We start from the raw sequence: 12446 nt of genomic DNA, 5'->3' as shown, positions 1-12446 counted from the left end.
TAAGGCGATTATAGAAGTGGGTTGAATAGATAGAATATCCGTTCAAAGAAACGGTAGTAAACTTTTCTCTTTTTCCACTCTTCTAATTTCAATGAATGAGAGTGTTCAATATAGGAATCTTGCAGTTCAAACATCTCTTTTGTGAAGTGCTCGTCATCGATAGCGAGAGTGAGTTCAAAGTTGAGCCACAAGCTGCGCATATCCATATTGACGGTACCAACCAAGCAGAATTGCTCATCAATGACCACCGATTTGGTGTGCAGCAATCCACCATAAAATTCATGGATCTCCACACCCGCTTCAAGCAATTCGGTATAGAAAGCACGAGAAGCCCATTGCACCATGAGTGAGTCATTTTTATGAGGAATGATTAAATCGACTTTCACTCCGCGCTGTGCAGTGAGTTTTAACGTGTCTAACAGGTCAACACTCGGTACAAAGTAAGGCGTAGTAATTCTTACTGAGTGGTTTGCTTGGTTAATAGCAAGACTCAACACTTGAGAAATAAGGTGTTCTGGCATTCCAGGACCCGAAGGCACAACTTGAATAGGATGAAGAGCATTCGATTCGTCAACCGCACATTTAGGTTGCGGTGGGAGAGCCCGTGCACCTGTTTCAACTTCCCAATCCCAAGAATGGATAGCGGATAGTACGTTGACTGTCGGTCCAGTAATACGAACCATAATATCAATCCACTGGCCAACACCAGATTCTTGTTTGAAATAGGCAGGATCAACCAAGTTCATTGAGCCGGTATAAGCAATTTGGTCGTCAATTACGATGATTTTCCGGTGCTGCCTCAAGTCTAAGCGACGCAAGAACATACGCCATGGACTAACCTCTAAAGCTTGCACGACGTGAATGCCAGCCTTTTGCATCATCTTGCGCCAAGGACTTTTGAAGAAGTTGGCACTGCCCGCCGAGTCGACCAAGAGTTTGACTTCAACACCGCGCTGAGCCGCTTTAATTAACGCTGAAGAAACCGAATCAGCAAGACCTCCGGGGTGCCATATATAAAACACCAAACGAATGCTAGTCGTTGCAGATTCAATATCGTTGATAATAGAGCGAAGTATTTCCTGAGGTTCGTTTTTTAAGGTTAGGGTATTGCCGCTTAAAGAAGGTAGGCCTAGACGATTATTACATAATTCATCTATTCGGGAGATATGGTAACCAAAGGTTTCCCGTGAATGAGCTTGGCACTCATTTAACTGTGTAAACCAAGACTCATAAGGCGTAAACATCTCTTTTGCACGCTCGGCTCTTTTTCTACCGAGGTTAAGCTCACCAAAAAGAAAATAGCAAAAAACACCAAGAATAGGGACGGCATAGATGATGAGAAGCCAAGCCAATGATACGCTTACCGAGCGATGTTTGAGCACTGCTCGAAGAGTTACCCCAGCTACTAGAAGCCAATACAATACAATGCCAGCCAGAGTTAAAAAGTGATAAAACTTTTCCATTGAGATACTCGTATAAAACAACTTGCAGAATAGTAAATCGAAAATGGTTAACAAGGGAAGCTTTATCTCGACAAGATATTGCAACAATCTGTTGTAATGTTTGGACGGAGCTATTTGCCCTTTATCAAGATAAATGAACAAATATTCGGCGATCTGTAAGAGGAATTAGATGTTGCGCTAAAAAAATGAGACTTTACGCTTTCCTTTGTACTAGTTAACTGGTTTACTTGCGACGCGTTTAGTATTCCGTATGGTTTAGCAAGCTGTATAGCCTCAAACTAAACCATTTAGGAAGCTGATATATACACTTTAAATGGAAATGGAAGACCAACTATGGCAGTAAGTTCTAGAGGCCACTTTTCTTCAAGATTAGGTTTTATTTTGGCAGCCGCAGGTTCAGCGGTTGGTTTAGGTAATATTTGGGGATTTCCTACCCAAGCAGCCAGCAATGGCGGTGCACTCTTTTTGATTATTTATCTGCTGATGGTGTTTCTCCTAGCATACCCAATGCTAGTAGCAGAGTTAACGGTCGGCCGATACGGACAATCCAACCCAATTCGCTCATTAAAATCAGTATGGCCAAACGGCAAAGCCGGCGCTATTGCCGTGGGTGTCGCGGGGATGGTGGTTGTATCCTTGATTTTGAGCTTTTATGCCATAGTAGCAGGTTGGTTGGTCGGCTCATTTGCTGGAAGTGGGCTAGAGCTCGTTGGAGCTTCAGACGCAGTAAGTTGGCTTACAGGGTTTAGCACGCCTCGTAACTTAATCTTGATGGTCGTATTCATGCTGATGACCATGTACGTAGTGCAAAGCGGCGTAACAGATGGTATTGAAAAGTGGTCTAGCCGTTTGATGCCAATACTGTTTGTTCTTTTCGTATTGCTTATCGGTTATATCTTTACCCAGCCGGGAGCGATGGAAGGCCTGAAAATGTACTTGGTGCCTGACTTTGATCATTTCAGTGCTGAAGTTGTTGTAAGTGCGATGGGCCAAGCGTTCTTCTCACTTTCGTTAGGTGTGTGCGCTATGATGGTGTATGGCTCCTATCTAAACAAAGAAGCAAACCTACCTAAGACTGCGGCTCAAGTTGCGTGTGTTGATACAGGTGTTGCTTTTATCGCTGGTCTATTGATTTTGCCTGCAATGTTTGTTGCTAAGCACAATGGTGTAGAGATCTTCTCTGACTCTGGTGAGTTGCTAAGTTCTGACACATTGGTTTTCCAAGTGTTGCCGGCGATGTTCCACTCTATGGGTACAATTGGTGAATTGATCAGTGTGCTGTTCTTTGCCGTGATGCTTATTGCAGCGCTAACTTCTTCAATATCTATGCTTGAAGTACCTGTCGCCGTTGCTATCGAGGAGCTCAATCAATCTCGTAAGTTAGCGGTTTCCTGGATTGGTGCAATCATCATGGTTATTTCGGGCATAATTGTCTTCAACTTTGGTGATCTATTTGGGTTGGTCATCAAGCTAACGACTGTATACGCTCAGCCAATCATCGGTTTGTTTATTACTTTAATTGCTGGTTGGGTATGGCATAGAAATCAGGTATTGAAAGAACTAAAACAGGGTTACCCTGAAATTGAGCAAGGCTTGTTTTGGAAAATTTGGCCAACATACGTGAGAGTAGTTTGCCCAATTCTTATGGTTATGGTTTTCTTTTTCTCTTAAGTACTAACCTTTATAACTGAGAGACAAAAGCTGCCTAGAGCAGCTTTTGTCCTATTTGATGCTTGGAGAATAAAACATATTCCGAGCTGGCAAGCTTTCTTCTCAGCTAAGCTTAACTAGCTGAATGGGTTAATAAAAGGTATCGTATGTTGAGTCTAAATGTAATGGGAATGAATGATGAGAGAAGTATTGGCTCAACAAATTATCGATAGCTGCCTTGAAATGGTTCGCTTGGGCCTTAACCAAGGTGCGTCAGGCAATGCAAGTGTCCGTTTTGAAGAAGGGATGCTCATTACTCCAACCGGCATTGAGTATAGCCAAATGACACCTGAGCAAATCGTGTATGTTGACGGAAGTGGACACTTTGAGGAAGGCAAAAAACCTTCCTCAGAATGGCAGTTTCATTTAGCGTGTTATAAATCTCGCCAAGATTGCAATGCAGTTGTACACAACCATGCAATAAACAGCACCACATTGGCCATATTGGAAAAGCCAATCCCTGCTATTCATTACATGATTGCCGCGTCAGGTTGCAAAACCATTCCTCTTGTTCCATACGCCACTTTTGGTAGTCAAGAACTGTCAGATTCGGTAGCTAAGGGGATTACAACGAGTAAAGCGCTGCTGCTCGCACATCATGGCTCAATTGCTATTGGGGAGAACCTAAACAAAGCGATGTGGCTCTCTCAAGAGGTTGAAACGCTGGCGGATATGTACATTAAAGCTCTTTCGACAGGGTTGGATATAAAAATCCTTGATGATGAAGAAATGGATAAAGTGATAGAGAAGTTTAAGACTTATGGCCTAAAAGTTGAGGAGTAAAAACGTAAATTAGTTTTTATGCATATAATTTGAAAGGGAAAGTCAGCACTGGACTTGGCAAATGGATAATATGTTATGAAAAGACTTATATATAGCATCACACTTATGTTGGTGATTATTATGCCTAAGCTTTCTTTTGCAGAACTCATTGTGTTGGCTTCTCCTCCTAACGATAGTTACTACAAACCCTTTCATAACAAAATCATCAACTTTCAAGTCGATTACGCGAAGAAAGTTATAAGTAATGGCGATGACGTTCTTATCCTGAGCTCAGAAAAATCATACAAAACCTACGCGAAAGAGGTTGGTGCGAAACATGTGCTGATATACCCAATGGACGATATTTGGATGCGTGATTTTACTCTGACCAACCCAAGTGGAGAGGCAATAGTATTTCGTTATACGGCAGAAGCTCAAGGTGGCTATGACAATGCTCAGCAAGTCGCTGACCAAGTACAAGAGACGTTTTTGAGCTTGGCAAATGAAGCAGGCTTGAGATACAAGTCGACCAGCCTTCTAAATGATGGTGGTAACCTTGTTGATGACTATGCGGGCAACAGAATTTTGAGCACCAAGTTTTTAAATGATAACAGCCTTACGGAGAAACAAGCGCGGCAAAAGCTTGTCGCGCTGACAGGTGCGAAACATGTCGCTTTCATCGAGTCAGATGAACCTGAAGGGTTAGAGCATGCTGATGGCATTGCTAGTTTTGTCGATGACAATGTCGTTGTTATAAATGAATACCCAGATGATGAAAGGTATGCGAGTTACCTTAAAAGTGAGCTAAAGCGTCAACTACCCGGTGTAACGGTTCATTCCATTGTGACGCCATACGATCCAGATACCACCTTTGACTCGCAGTATCCTTCCGCTTGTGGTTTATATACCAACATGCTGGTAACACCAGATAAGATCTATTTTCCACAATTCGGTATCCCGGAAGATAAGCTGGCGTTGGAGCAGCTAGAGGCTATCACTTCAAAAAAGGTAGTTCCGGTCTCTTCTGAGCAAGTGTGTGGTTTAGGTGGCGGAGTTCGCTGCATGTCTCTACAACTTAGAGGTGAAAATGCTGAAAAGCTGTTGGACTATGCCCATGAGAAATCTGACTAGAGTTGTTTTAAATATCAGAGGGACCGTTAGAAAAGTTTTTCTTAGCGGGTACTCAGGTATATACTTCGCCTCCTAACCCAAAGAGGCCACATGTTCGATTTACTTTATAGCCATGGTGACTTTATTGTCATTAATAAACACCCGAATGTTTCTGTACATAAAGATGACGGAGACACAATGTTACTGCAGACAGTTCAACAGCAACTTAGCATCGAAAAACTCTATCTAGTACATCGGCTTGATAAAATGACATCTGGAATTTTGTTGCTTGCGAAGAACGGTAAAACGGCAAGTGAACTTTCCGGACTGTTTGCTCAAAGAAACATTGAGAAGTATTACTTGGCTATCGCAAACAAAAAACCTAAGAAAAAGCAGGGGTTGATAGTTGGCGATATGGTGCGTTCTCGACGGTCGGCTTGGAAATTAACCAGTTCGACTGACAACCCAGCTGTCACTCAATTTTTTTCTTATGCAGGTGAGCCCGGTGAGAGGGTGTTTTTGTGTAAACCAAGTACAGGTAAAACCCATCAAATACGTGTAGCCATAAAGTCTGTTGGCTCCGCGATAGCGGGTGATCCAATTTATAACCCGACGTCAAATTGTGATAGAGGTTACTTGCATGCGTTTGCTGTTCGATTTTCTCACTGTGGCCAGCAATATGAATTTGTTTGTGACCCAAGAGAATACCAACTTCTTGGCGAGAAATGGCACTCTGAGTCGGTAAGCACTGTTATCGATAACGTAAAACAACCTTGGCAGCTTACTTGGCCGAACATCAAACACTAACAGAGAAAAAAATGCGATCAGCAGAATTATCCACCTTCTTTGAGCAACTAGAATCAGAGCTTAGCTCTATACCTAACGAATTACGTCGCCTATTTCATGGTAGAGGACGTTGCTGGGAAGGGTTGGAGCAAATAACCGCTGACTGGCTTCAAGGGCAGTTAGTTGTTCAAGTTTTTAAGCAGCCTGAAGCACAATTTATCGATGCCTTAAGACAAGGGCTGATAGACTTTTCACAAAGCGCCGTATGGGAAAAACAGCAGGGTAAAACTATTGTTTTGCAACATCGCTATCAAGAAGGAGCGCCAGCAGAGGTCGTTATAGGTGATCTAAACTCTTCTCCGGTAGTTGTAGAAAACGGTATTCGCTATCAGTTGGATGTAGGTCGAAACCAAAACTTTGGGCTATTTCTCGACATGAGGTATGGTCGTGACTGGGTAAAAGAGCGCTCGAAAGATAAGAAGGTGTTAAATCTGTTTTCGTATACCTGTGGTTTCTCGTTGGCTGCTATTGCTGGTGGTGCAAAACAGGTAGTTAACCTAGATATGGCAAAGGCGTCTCTCAATAAAGGTAGACAGAATCACCGCCTCAATGAACATGATACGTCAAAGGTGAGTTTTTTAGCTCATGATCTTTTTAAGTCGTGGGGGAAACTGAAAAAATTTGGTCCGTATGATCTGATTATTATTGACCCACCATCTTTTCAAAAAGGCAGCTTTGCCCTGACCAAAGACTACCAAAAGATTCTTCGCCGCTTGCCAGATATGCTTACGGAAAAGGGTCTCGTATTGGCATGTGTCAACTCCCCGTCTGTCAGCGAGCAGTTTTTGATAGACAGCATGAAAGAACAAGCGCCTCAAATCGAATACCAGTACCGATTGGACAATCCACCCGAGTTTAAAGATATTAATAGCCAAGCCAGTTTGAAAGCGATGGTTTTTGCGTTAAATAAGTAGCGAGACTTAGCCAAATAAATAGGGAAAACTAAACTGAGTTTTCCCTGTGAAGTTACCCTTGGTTACTGTTTAACGTATGAAACCCTGAGTGGATGCGAGTAAAGGTCGTAAACCAACAGGCTGCCCCAAATAGATAAGCAACATGGTTAAAATATTGTGGCCAAAGGCAAAAAATGACAAAGCATGCGATAGTCTCTGTCCCTTCAGTTAGTCCACTCATGTAGTACAGAGATTTGTGTTTATAGACTGGATTTTCGATTCCTCTTTTCCCCGCCATAACAGCGAAAGCTAGAAAGCTACTGCCCGTGCCAACGAACGCAAAGATAAGAAACGCCCCTGCAATTGCATTTTCAGCTGGATTAGCGATGACAAATGCAAAAGGAATCATAGAATAGAAAACAAAATCTAGGCTGATATCCAAAAAGCCTCCAGCATCGCTAGGGCCATGCTTGCGAGCGACCGCACCATCCAATCCATCAAATGTTCGATTGAGCAGAATGAATACTAATGCAAGCTCAAGATAGCCAAATACAATTGCTGGAAAGGCACAGCAGCCGAGACAAAAGCCAATGATGCTAATTTGATCGGCTTTGACACCGAAGCGATTCGCTACGTTGGCCAGAATATTAAGTGGGCCTTTTACAACTTTGCTACTGTACCTATCAAGCATTTATTTACTCCATGGCCAAGAGATGATTTTTCCTGTTGCGGGTTTATCTTCGATATCGTGTGTGACTAAAATTGTAGGAATGTTTGCTTGTCGCAATTGTTCTACAACCCAATCTCGAAACTCTTTTCTTACCTCTGAGTCGAGTTTACTGAAAGGTTCATCTAACAAGGCTAGTTTAGGTTGCGCAAGTAGCATTCTTGTTAGACTGATTCGAGCACGTTGCCCACCTGATATTTGATTTGGAAAGGAATCAGCAAGATTTGATAGCTTAATGCTCGATAAAGCATCCAAGGCTATCTCTTTACGCTGCTTTTTCTTTACGCTATTTGGCAGTGCGAACGCTAAGTTTTGCCAAACATTCAAGTGCGGGAAGAGTAAGTCATCTTGAAATAAAATTCCTACTTGCCTTTGATGAGGAGCCTTAGAAGTGACGTCCGAGCCATCCAGTTTTACTGAACCTGAATAAGAAAATTCATCGCTTAAATGTCCAGCGATTAAGCCTAACAGTGTTGATTTACCGCAACCACTAGGTCCCATTAGAGTTGCGACTTCACCCGCTTTCACTTCTAGATTAAAGTCGCCAAACAGCACTTCTCCAGAACTTCTTGCAATGGACAGGTTTTCTAATCTTAAAGTCATGTTAGTTCGCTTCCTTAGGGGCATAGCTTAAAGAAGGGCGTTTGAAACGTCCTATTAAAATGGCCAAAGTAAAAAAGATGAATGGCAGGAGAGCTTGCCACAAACCATAAATTGCTGTCACGCGTCTATCAAACCCACTGGTTAATGCAACCGCTTCGGTTGTGATCGTGTTGATACGCCCACCACCAAGCATGAGGGTCGGAAGGTATTGAGCTAAGCTAACACTTGCCCCCATAGCCCAAGCATACAGTATGGCTGTTTTAAGTATTGGCAGCTTTACTTTTAAAAATGTCACTATCGGTGATTTACCAAGGCTAAAAGCAGTGTGAGTATAGTGATTGTCATAGCTTTTCCATGGTCCATCTAAGGACAAATAAACGTATGGAAAAGCGAAGAATATATGTGACCACAGAACCCAGAGGTAGTACTGATTGCTAGCAATAAACAATGATGTGATTTGTAAGCCAAACAGCACTGACAGCTGAGGTATCAATATAGGCAACGCAATAACATAACTCGGTAAACGCAGTTTATATCGGATTCGATATTCATGAGCAATAAATGCAAGCAAAAGGGCAATAGTTGCACTGATAATTGCTAACGAAAGACTGTTATTAATTGTCGGCCAAGCATTAAACCATTCGTCGTGCCAAAACCTTAGGCTGTAGCGCGTGGGTAATAGCTCAGGAAAGCGCCACCGCAATGCAAAACTCCATACCAACATCATGGGCAAGATGATTGTTGAAAGTGTAATTAACACTGTTATGACGCTTTTCCCCGGAAGCCGAACACCAAATCGACCTGAAAACTGCCAGTTTTTGCAAATGCAGGTGCAGCTCTTTTCAAAGAGTACTGCGACAGTTAGCATTAAGCTTGCAATAGCGAAAAGCGTCACAGCTCCTGCCGCTGCTCTTGGCATCAGGCTTAAATCCGGTTCATTAAACCACTGCCAAACTAGGACAGAAAATGTTGGCGGACGATTAGGGCCCATGATCAGGCTTAAATCAACAACGGATACTCCATATGCGAGTACAGAAAACAGTGCAAAACGCAGCTTTGGAAGCCATTGAGGAAGTACCACTTTCCACCAAAATTGGTGGGGAGAGTAGCCAAGTGACGTACTGATTTGACTTAACTTCTGGACCTTTAACTGCTGGATTATTGGTAAACTCATTAGCAATAGGAACGGTGTTTCTTTGAGTGCCAATACCAGAGTTAGTCCTAAAGCATAAGGATCTTGAACAAGGCTAAAATAAGATGAGTGACTTAAATTGACTCCAAATAGTTGGTGAATAAGCCTAAAAAACATTCCAGAAGAGGAAAACAAGAAAGTAAATCCGATGGCAAATGCTAGGTGGGGCATTGCGAGCAAAGGAGAGATTAACGTTTCTATTTTCTTCCAAATAGGCCGACCGAATAAGCTTTGCATGATAGCAAAACAAAATAGTGCAGCGAGATATGTGCTGCTTAAAGCGGTAAATATTGTTAACAGTACAGAATGAAATACTCCATTCCATTCATACACTTGAAAAAAACCATCAAAATTGAAGTGACGGAGACCAATAGGCGGTATATAACCAAGTGCCGATAAGACAACACCTAGTGAACCGGGTAATAGTGGTAAAACGCACACGGCGATTAACACTATATAGGACAAGCGAAAAGCTATGCTATTTCGCTTGCCAGTTTGAATTGTGTTAACTGCCATAGCGTTTTTGCCACTCAACCTCTAACGCTGATTGCCAACTTGGATCTAACTCTTCTAGAGATTTGTACAGCTTGATATGTTTCGCTGTACCCGTTAGGTATTTGTGTTGCAAAATTGATGGATCTCCCCATACAGAGGTATTGCCTTTTCTTGACTGTGCAGCTGGGCTCATCAAATAGTTAATTGTCACAAGCGCACCTGCTTTTGAAGTAGCATTCCAAGGAATAGCGAGAAAATGAACATTGGTTAACGCGCCTTCATCCATAGCGTACGCTTTGACGGTATCAGCAAGTCGACCACTTTCTTGGCCTGCAAGAACCGCATTAGGGTTGAATGCAATAGCAAGATCGAGTTGTCCATCATCGAGAAGCTGCATGGTTTCTGAGGAGCTAGATGGGAACTGCTTACCACCACGCCACATAAGTGGATGCAGTTGATTTAAGTATTGCCAAAGTGGGGCGGTAATTTTTTCAAAATCTGCTTTATTTACTGGTTTATGCAGTGCTGGGTTGTTGTGGGTGAGTTCGATTAAGGCTGCTTTGAGGAAGCTCGAACCATGGAACTCTGGTGGTTTTGGATAACTCACGCGGCCTGGATGCGCTTTTGCGTAGCTAAGTAGTTCAGCAAATGAACGCGGCGGGTTTTTTAGCGTAGCTGAGTCGTACATAAAGATTAACTGACCGACTCCCCATGGCGCTTCGTAGCGGTCTGTTGGAACAGAGAAGTCTTCTGAAACAGGCAAGGATTTGTTAACGTATTTCCAATTGGGTAGGGTGTCGACAAATGGTCCATAAAGTAGGTGATTTTCTTTTAGTGACTTGAAGTATTTACCATTAATCCAAACCATGTCGACGCTACCACCGCTATTTTTACCTGCGGCCTTTTCGGCAATAAGGCGTGACGTGGTTTCGATCATGTCAGTTACTTTGACCTGTACCAACGTGATATCGTATTTCTGTTTAAGCTGTCTACCTGCCCAGCGAATATAGTCATTAACTTCTTGGCTCCCACCCCAGCTATTTAAATAGACGGTTTGACCGTGAGCTTTCTTGACGATGTCTTGCCAGTTGTCTTGGGCAAATACGGACTGAGAGATTAAAAATATGAATAACGTTATGAAAAGCCTTTTCATAGTGTTCCTATTGCTAAAGTGATGTAATGAGGAGACCTAGCTCATGAAGTTTTACTTTCAGCAGGCCCGCTTATATTACCTAATGAGGAGGCTATAGAGTAGCTAGATTAAAAAGTTAGAAATTGTTTTAAAACACCTTTCAGCTCAAAATGTTGTTAGACCCAACAGTTAATACGTAGCATTATCTTGGGGAGGTTAATTTTTGCGCGCTTATATCGCAATGTATTGTTGAATAGAACATGTTGTGTCACCAAGTGTTTGCAGTCTTACAGCAGATGACATAACGTTAATAGATATGAGAAGGAGGGCGAATATGGAACAGTTAGAGTTTTTTGTTGTACCTAGCCCTTGCGTGGGTATTTGCAGCTTGGATGACAAAGGGTATTGCAAAGGGTGCATGCGCAAACGTGAAGAGCGCTTTAATTGGTTGCAAATGACACCAGCACAACAACTACATGTCATTAAACTATGTCGCCAACGATATCGGCGTAAAATTGCTAAGCAGAAACAAGAGCAGGGTGGAGCACCCTCTCAAGATGATGATATCCAGCAGTCGTTGTTTTAACCATTTAGCGGATAGCTAAATGAGTAGCGTTCTATTTTAGTCCCCAAATATCACTGATCCATCCACCTGCATTTTCGTCGAAATGGCTTCCAACAAAGCGGTTATTTAGCTCAACACTATTGTCAGTATCAGCTTTCTCGGAAAGTAATTGGTGGATGTAATTCGCCATAGGATCATTGGCCATTTGTTGCTTTTTGGACGCAACCTCTTTGATGAGCTGAAGACGATAGGTGGAACTGGCCCTTTTCATAAGTATCTCCGCATTGTGAGGTGGTTATCAAACCATAGAATTTGTCGAATGCGTAGTCAAGGGAGATCCAAATCAGATTATTGCTCGGAGCTTCTTATAGTAGACGAGCAAAAAATCTGCCCACCACTTAATTGATTAAAATGTAAATAGAAATGGAGTGAATATCACAGTATGAATTTATGCGAAAAAAAAAGAGATTTGTGATCTAGGTTCGATTCCACAAATCTCTTTTAGGGAGTTAGACAAAGTAATTGGGTTACTTCGCGTCGTCTCCATGTTCGTCACAGGTCTGTTTAGTGACTAATTTATCAACCACTAGTTGACCACGGCTATTGCGCATTTTAATCTGATAGTTTATTCCGATACCCAAATTCCTAGTAATTTCAGGCGTCACACAGTAGCTGTTGATCGTATCGTGAATAACTTCTTTGAAAGGTTTTGCACCTTTTGCATCTTGGTTATACACCATCATAATTTCGATTACGGTACCATTTGCTTTAGCGCTCATAATCGAAAGAGGTCCGTATTCTAGAGGGAGTTCTGCACTTAAAACCCCCGCTCGATTACTTGCGATAAGCTCTAATCTGCGCTGTTCTTGATCGGATTTAGAGGCACATCCAGAAAGTGCTATAGCTGATATCGCGATGAGAACAAGAGAAATAATGCTTTTTTTCATA

The 12446-nt window shown here is 42.3% G+C and carries 13 protein-coding genes; 6 read left to right on the top strand and 7 right to left on the bottom strand.

Going from position 1 to position 12446, the window contains the following annotated elements; genetic code table 11:
• Nucleotides 1-8: 8 nt before the first annotated feature.
• Complete coding sequence (gene cls, locus L7A31_RS13965; RefSeq protein ID WP_237362383.1) at nucleotides 9-1463, bottom strand: cardiolipin synthase; 1455 nt, start codon at nucleotides 1461-1463, stop codon at nucleotides 9-11.
• 333 nt (nucleotides 1464-1796) lie between these two features.
• Here cls and L7A31_RS13960 point away from each other — a divergent pair, with 333 nt between their 5' ends.
• From L7A31_RS13960 to L7A31_RS13940, 5 genes are all read left to right on the top strand, one after another.
• Nucleotides 1797-3134 carry a sodium-dependent transporter gene (locus tag L7A31_RS13960; RefSeq protein ID WP_237362382.1) on the top strand — a complete coding sequence of 446 codons (1338 nt, stop codon included), beginning with the start codon at nucleotides 1797-1799 and terminating at the stop codon, nucleotides 3132-3134.
• 174 nt (nucleotides 3135-3308) lie between these two features.
• A complete protein-coding gene (locus L7A31_RS13955) occupies nucleotides 3309-3956 on the top strand; it encodes an L-fuculose-phosphate aldolase (protein WP_237362381.1) in 648 nt (215 codons plus the stop codon).
• 75 nt (nucleotides 3957-4031) lie between these two features.
• On the top strand, nucleotides 4032-5066 hold the full coding sequence (locus L7A31_RS13950) for an agmatine deiminase family protein (RefSeq protein WP_237362380.1): 1035 nt from the start codon (nucleotides 4032-4034) through the stop codon (nucleotides 5064-5066).
• A gap of 90 nt (nucleotides 5067-5156) precedes the next feature.
• The gene (locus L7A31_RS13945) at nucleotides 5157-5852 is read left to right on the top strand and encodes a TIGR01621 family pseudouridine synthase (RefSeq protein WP_237362379.1); all 696 of its coding nucleotides are present in this window, start codon (nucleotides 5157-5159) and stop codon (nucleotides 5850-5852) included.
• Between the two features lie 11 nt (nucleotides 5853-5863).
• The gene (locus L7A31_RS13940; RefSeq protein ID WP_237362378.1) at nucleotides 5864-6805 is read left to right on the top strand and encodes a class I SAM-dependent methyltransferase; all 942 of its coding nucleotides are present in this window, start codon (nucleotides 5864-5866) and stop codon (nucleotides 6803-6805) included.
• 52 nt (nucleotides 6806-6857) lie between these two features.
• On the opposite strand, the gene L7A31_RS13935 is transcribed toward L7A31_RS13940, so the two are convergent.
• Genes L7A31_RS13935 through L7A31_RS13920 form a run of 4 tightly spaced genes read right to left on the bottom strand, consistent with a single transcriptional unit; the run spans nucleotide 6858 to nucleotide 10954 of the window.
• Entirely contained in the window at nucleotides 6858-7475 is a 618-nt protein-coding gene (locus L7A31_RS13935) for a CDP-alcohol phosphatidyltransferase family protein (protein WP_237362377.1), read from the bottom strand.
• Nucleotides 7476-8114, bottom strand: coding sequence for an ATP-binding cassette domain-containing protein (locus tag L7A31_RS13930; RefSeq protein WP_237362376.1), 639 nt, complete (start codon nucleotides 8112-8114; stop codon nucleotides 7476-7478).
• Nucleotide 8115: 1 nt separating this feature from the next.
• Nucleotides 8116-9822: an ABC transporter permease gene (locus L7A31_RS13925; RefSeq protein WP_237362375.1), complete on the bottom strand. Its 1707-nt coding sequence runs from the start codon at nucleotides 9820-9822 to the stop codon at nucleotides 8116-8118.
• Nucleotides 9812-10954 carry an ABC transporter substrate-binding protein gene (locus L7A31_RS13920; RefSeq protein WP_237362374.1) on the bottom strand — a complete coding sequence of 381 codons (1143 nt, stop codon included), beginning with the start codon at nucleotides 10952-10954 and terminating at the stop codon, nucleotides 9812-9814. The genes L7A31_RS13925 and L7A31_RS13920 overlap by 11 nt, the downstream gene beginning before the upstream one ends.
• Before the next feature lie 313 nt (nucleotides 10955-11267).
• On the opposite strand from L7A31_RS13920, the gene L7A31_RS13915 reads away from it, so the two are divergent.
• Entirely contained in the window at nucleotides 11268-11519 is a 252-nt protein-coding gene (locus L7A31_RS13915; protein ID WP_237362373.1) for a DUF1289 domain-containing protein, read from the top strand.
• A gap of 31 nt (nucleotides 11520-11550) precedes the next feature.
• Here L7A31_RS13915 and L7A31_RS13910 read toward each other — a convergent pair whose 3' ends face one another.
• The gene (locus L7A31_RS13910) at nucleotides 11551-11769 is read right to left on the bottom strand and encodes a hypothetical protein (protein ID WP_237362372.1); all 219 of its coding nucleotides are present in this window, start codon (nucleotides 11767-11769) and stop codon (nucleotides 11551-11553) included.
• A gap of 256 nt (nucleotides 11770-12025) precedes the next feature.
• Entirely contained in the window at nucleotides 12026-12445 is a 420-nt protein-coding gene (locus L7A31_RS13905) for a GspS/AspS pilotin family protein (protein WP_237362371.1), read from the bottom strand.
• Between the last annotated feature and the right edge of the window lies 1 nt (nucleotide 12446).

The organism is Vibrio marisflavi CECT 7928 (genome assembly GCF_921294215.1).
GTDB classification, from domain to species: domain Bacteria; phylum Pseudomonadota; class Gammaproteobacteria; order Enterobacterales; family Vibrionaceae; genus Vibrio; species Vibrio marisflavi.
The sequence above is the reverse complement of the archived record's forward strand: the minus strand, read 5'-3'. Positions and strand labels throughout refer to the sequence as shown.

Excerpts from the sequence above, each read along its gene's own strand:
- L7A31_RS13940 (WP_237362378.1), top strand. The coding sequence starts at position 5,864 with ATGCGATCAGCAGAATTATCCACCTTCTTTGAGCAACTAGAATCAGAG.
- L7A31_RS13915 (WP_237362373.1), top strand. The coding sequence starts at position 11,268 with ATGGAACAGTTAGAGTTTTTTGTTGTACCTAGCCCTTGCGTGGGTATT.
- L7A31_RS13955 (WP_237362381.1), top strand. The coding sequence starts at position 3,309 with ATGATGAGAGAAGTATTGGCTCAACAAATTATCGATAGCTGCCTTGAA.
- L7A31_RS13905 (WP_237362371.1), bottom strand. The coding sequence starts at position 12,445 with ATGAAAAAAAGCATTATTTCTCTTGTTCTCATCGCGATATCAGCTATA.
- cls (WP_237362383.1), bottom strand. The coding sequence starts at position 1,463 with ATGGAAAAGTTTTATCACTTTTTAACTCTGGCTGGCATTGTATTGTAT.
- L7A31_RS13960 (WP_237362382.1), top strand. The coding sequence starts at position 1,797 with ATGGCAGTAAGTTCTAGAGGCCACTTTTCTTCAAGATTAGGTTTTATT.
- L7A31_RS13925 (WP_237362375.1), bottom strand. The coding sequence starts at position 9,822 with ATGGCAGTTAACACAATTCAAACTGGCAAGCGAAATAGCATAGCTTTT.
- L7A31_RS13950 (WP_237362380.1), top strand. The coding sequence starts at position 4,032 with ATGAAAAGACTTATATATAGCATCACACTTATGTTGGTGATTATTATG.
- L7A31_RS13935 (WP_237362377.1), bottom strand. The coding sequence starts at position 7,475 with ATGCTTGATAGGTACAGTAGCAAAGTTGTAAAAGGCCCACTTAATATT.
- L7A31_RS13945 (WP_237362379.1), top strand. The coding sequence starts at position 5,157 with ATGTTCGATTTACTTTATAGCCATGGTGACTTTATTGTCATTAATAAA.
- L7A31_RS13920 (WP_237362374.1), bottom strand. The coding sequence starts at position 10,954 with ATGAAAAGGCTTTTCATAACGTTATTCATATTTTTAATCTCTCAGTCC.
- L7A31_RS13910 (WP_237362372.1), bottom strand. The coding sequence starts at position 11,769 with ATGAAAAGGGCCAGTTCCACCTATCGTCTTCAGCTCATCAAAGAGGTT.
- L7A31_RS13930 (WP_237362376.1), bottom strand. The coding sequence starts at position 8,114 with ATGACTTTAAGATTAGAAAACCTGTCCATTGCAAGAAGTTCTGGAGAA.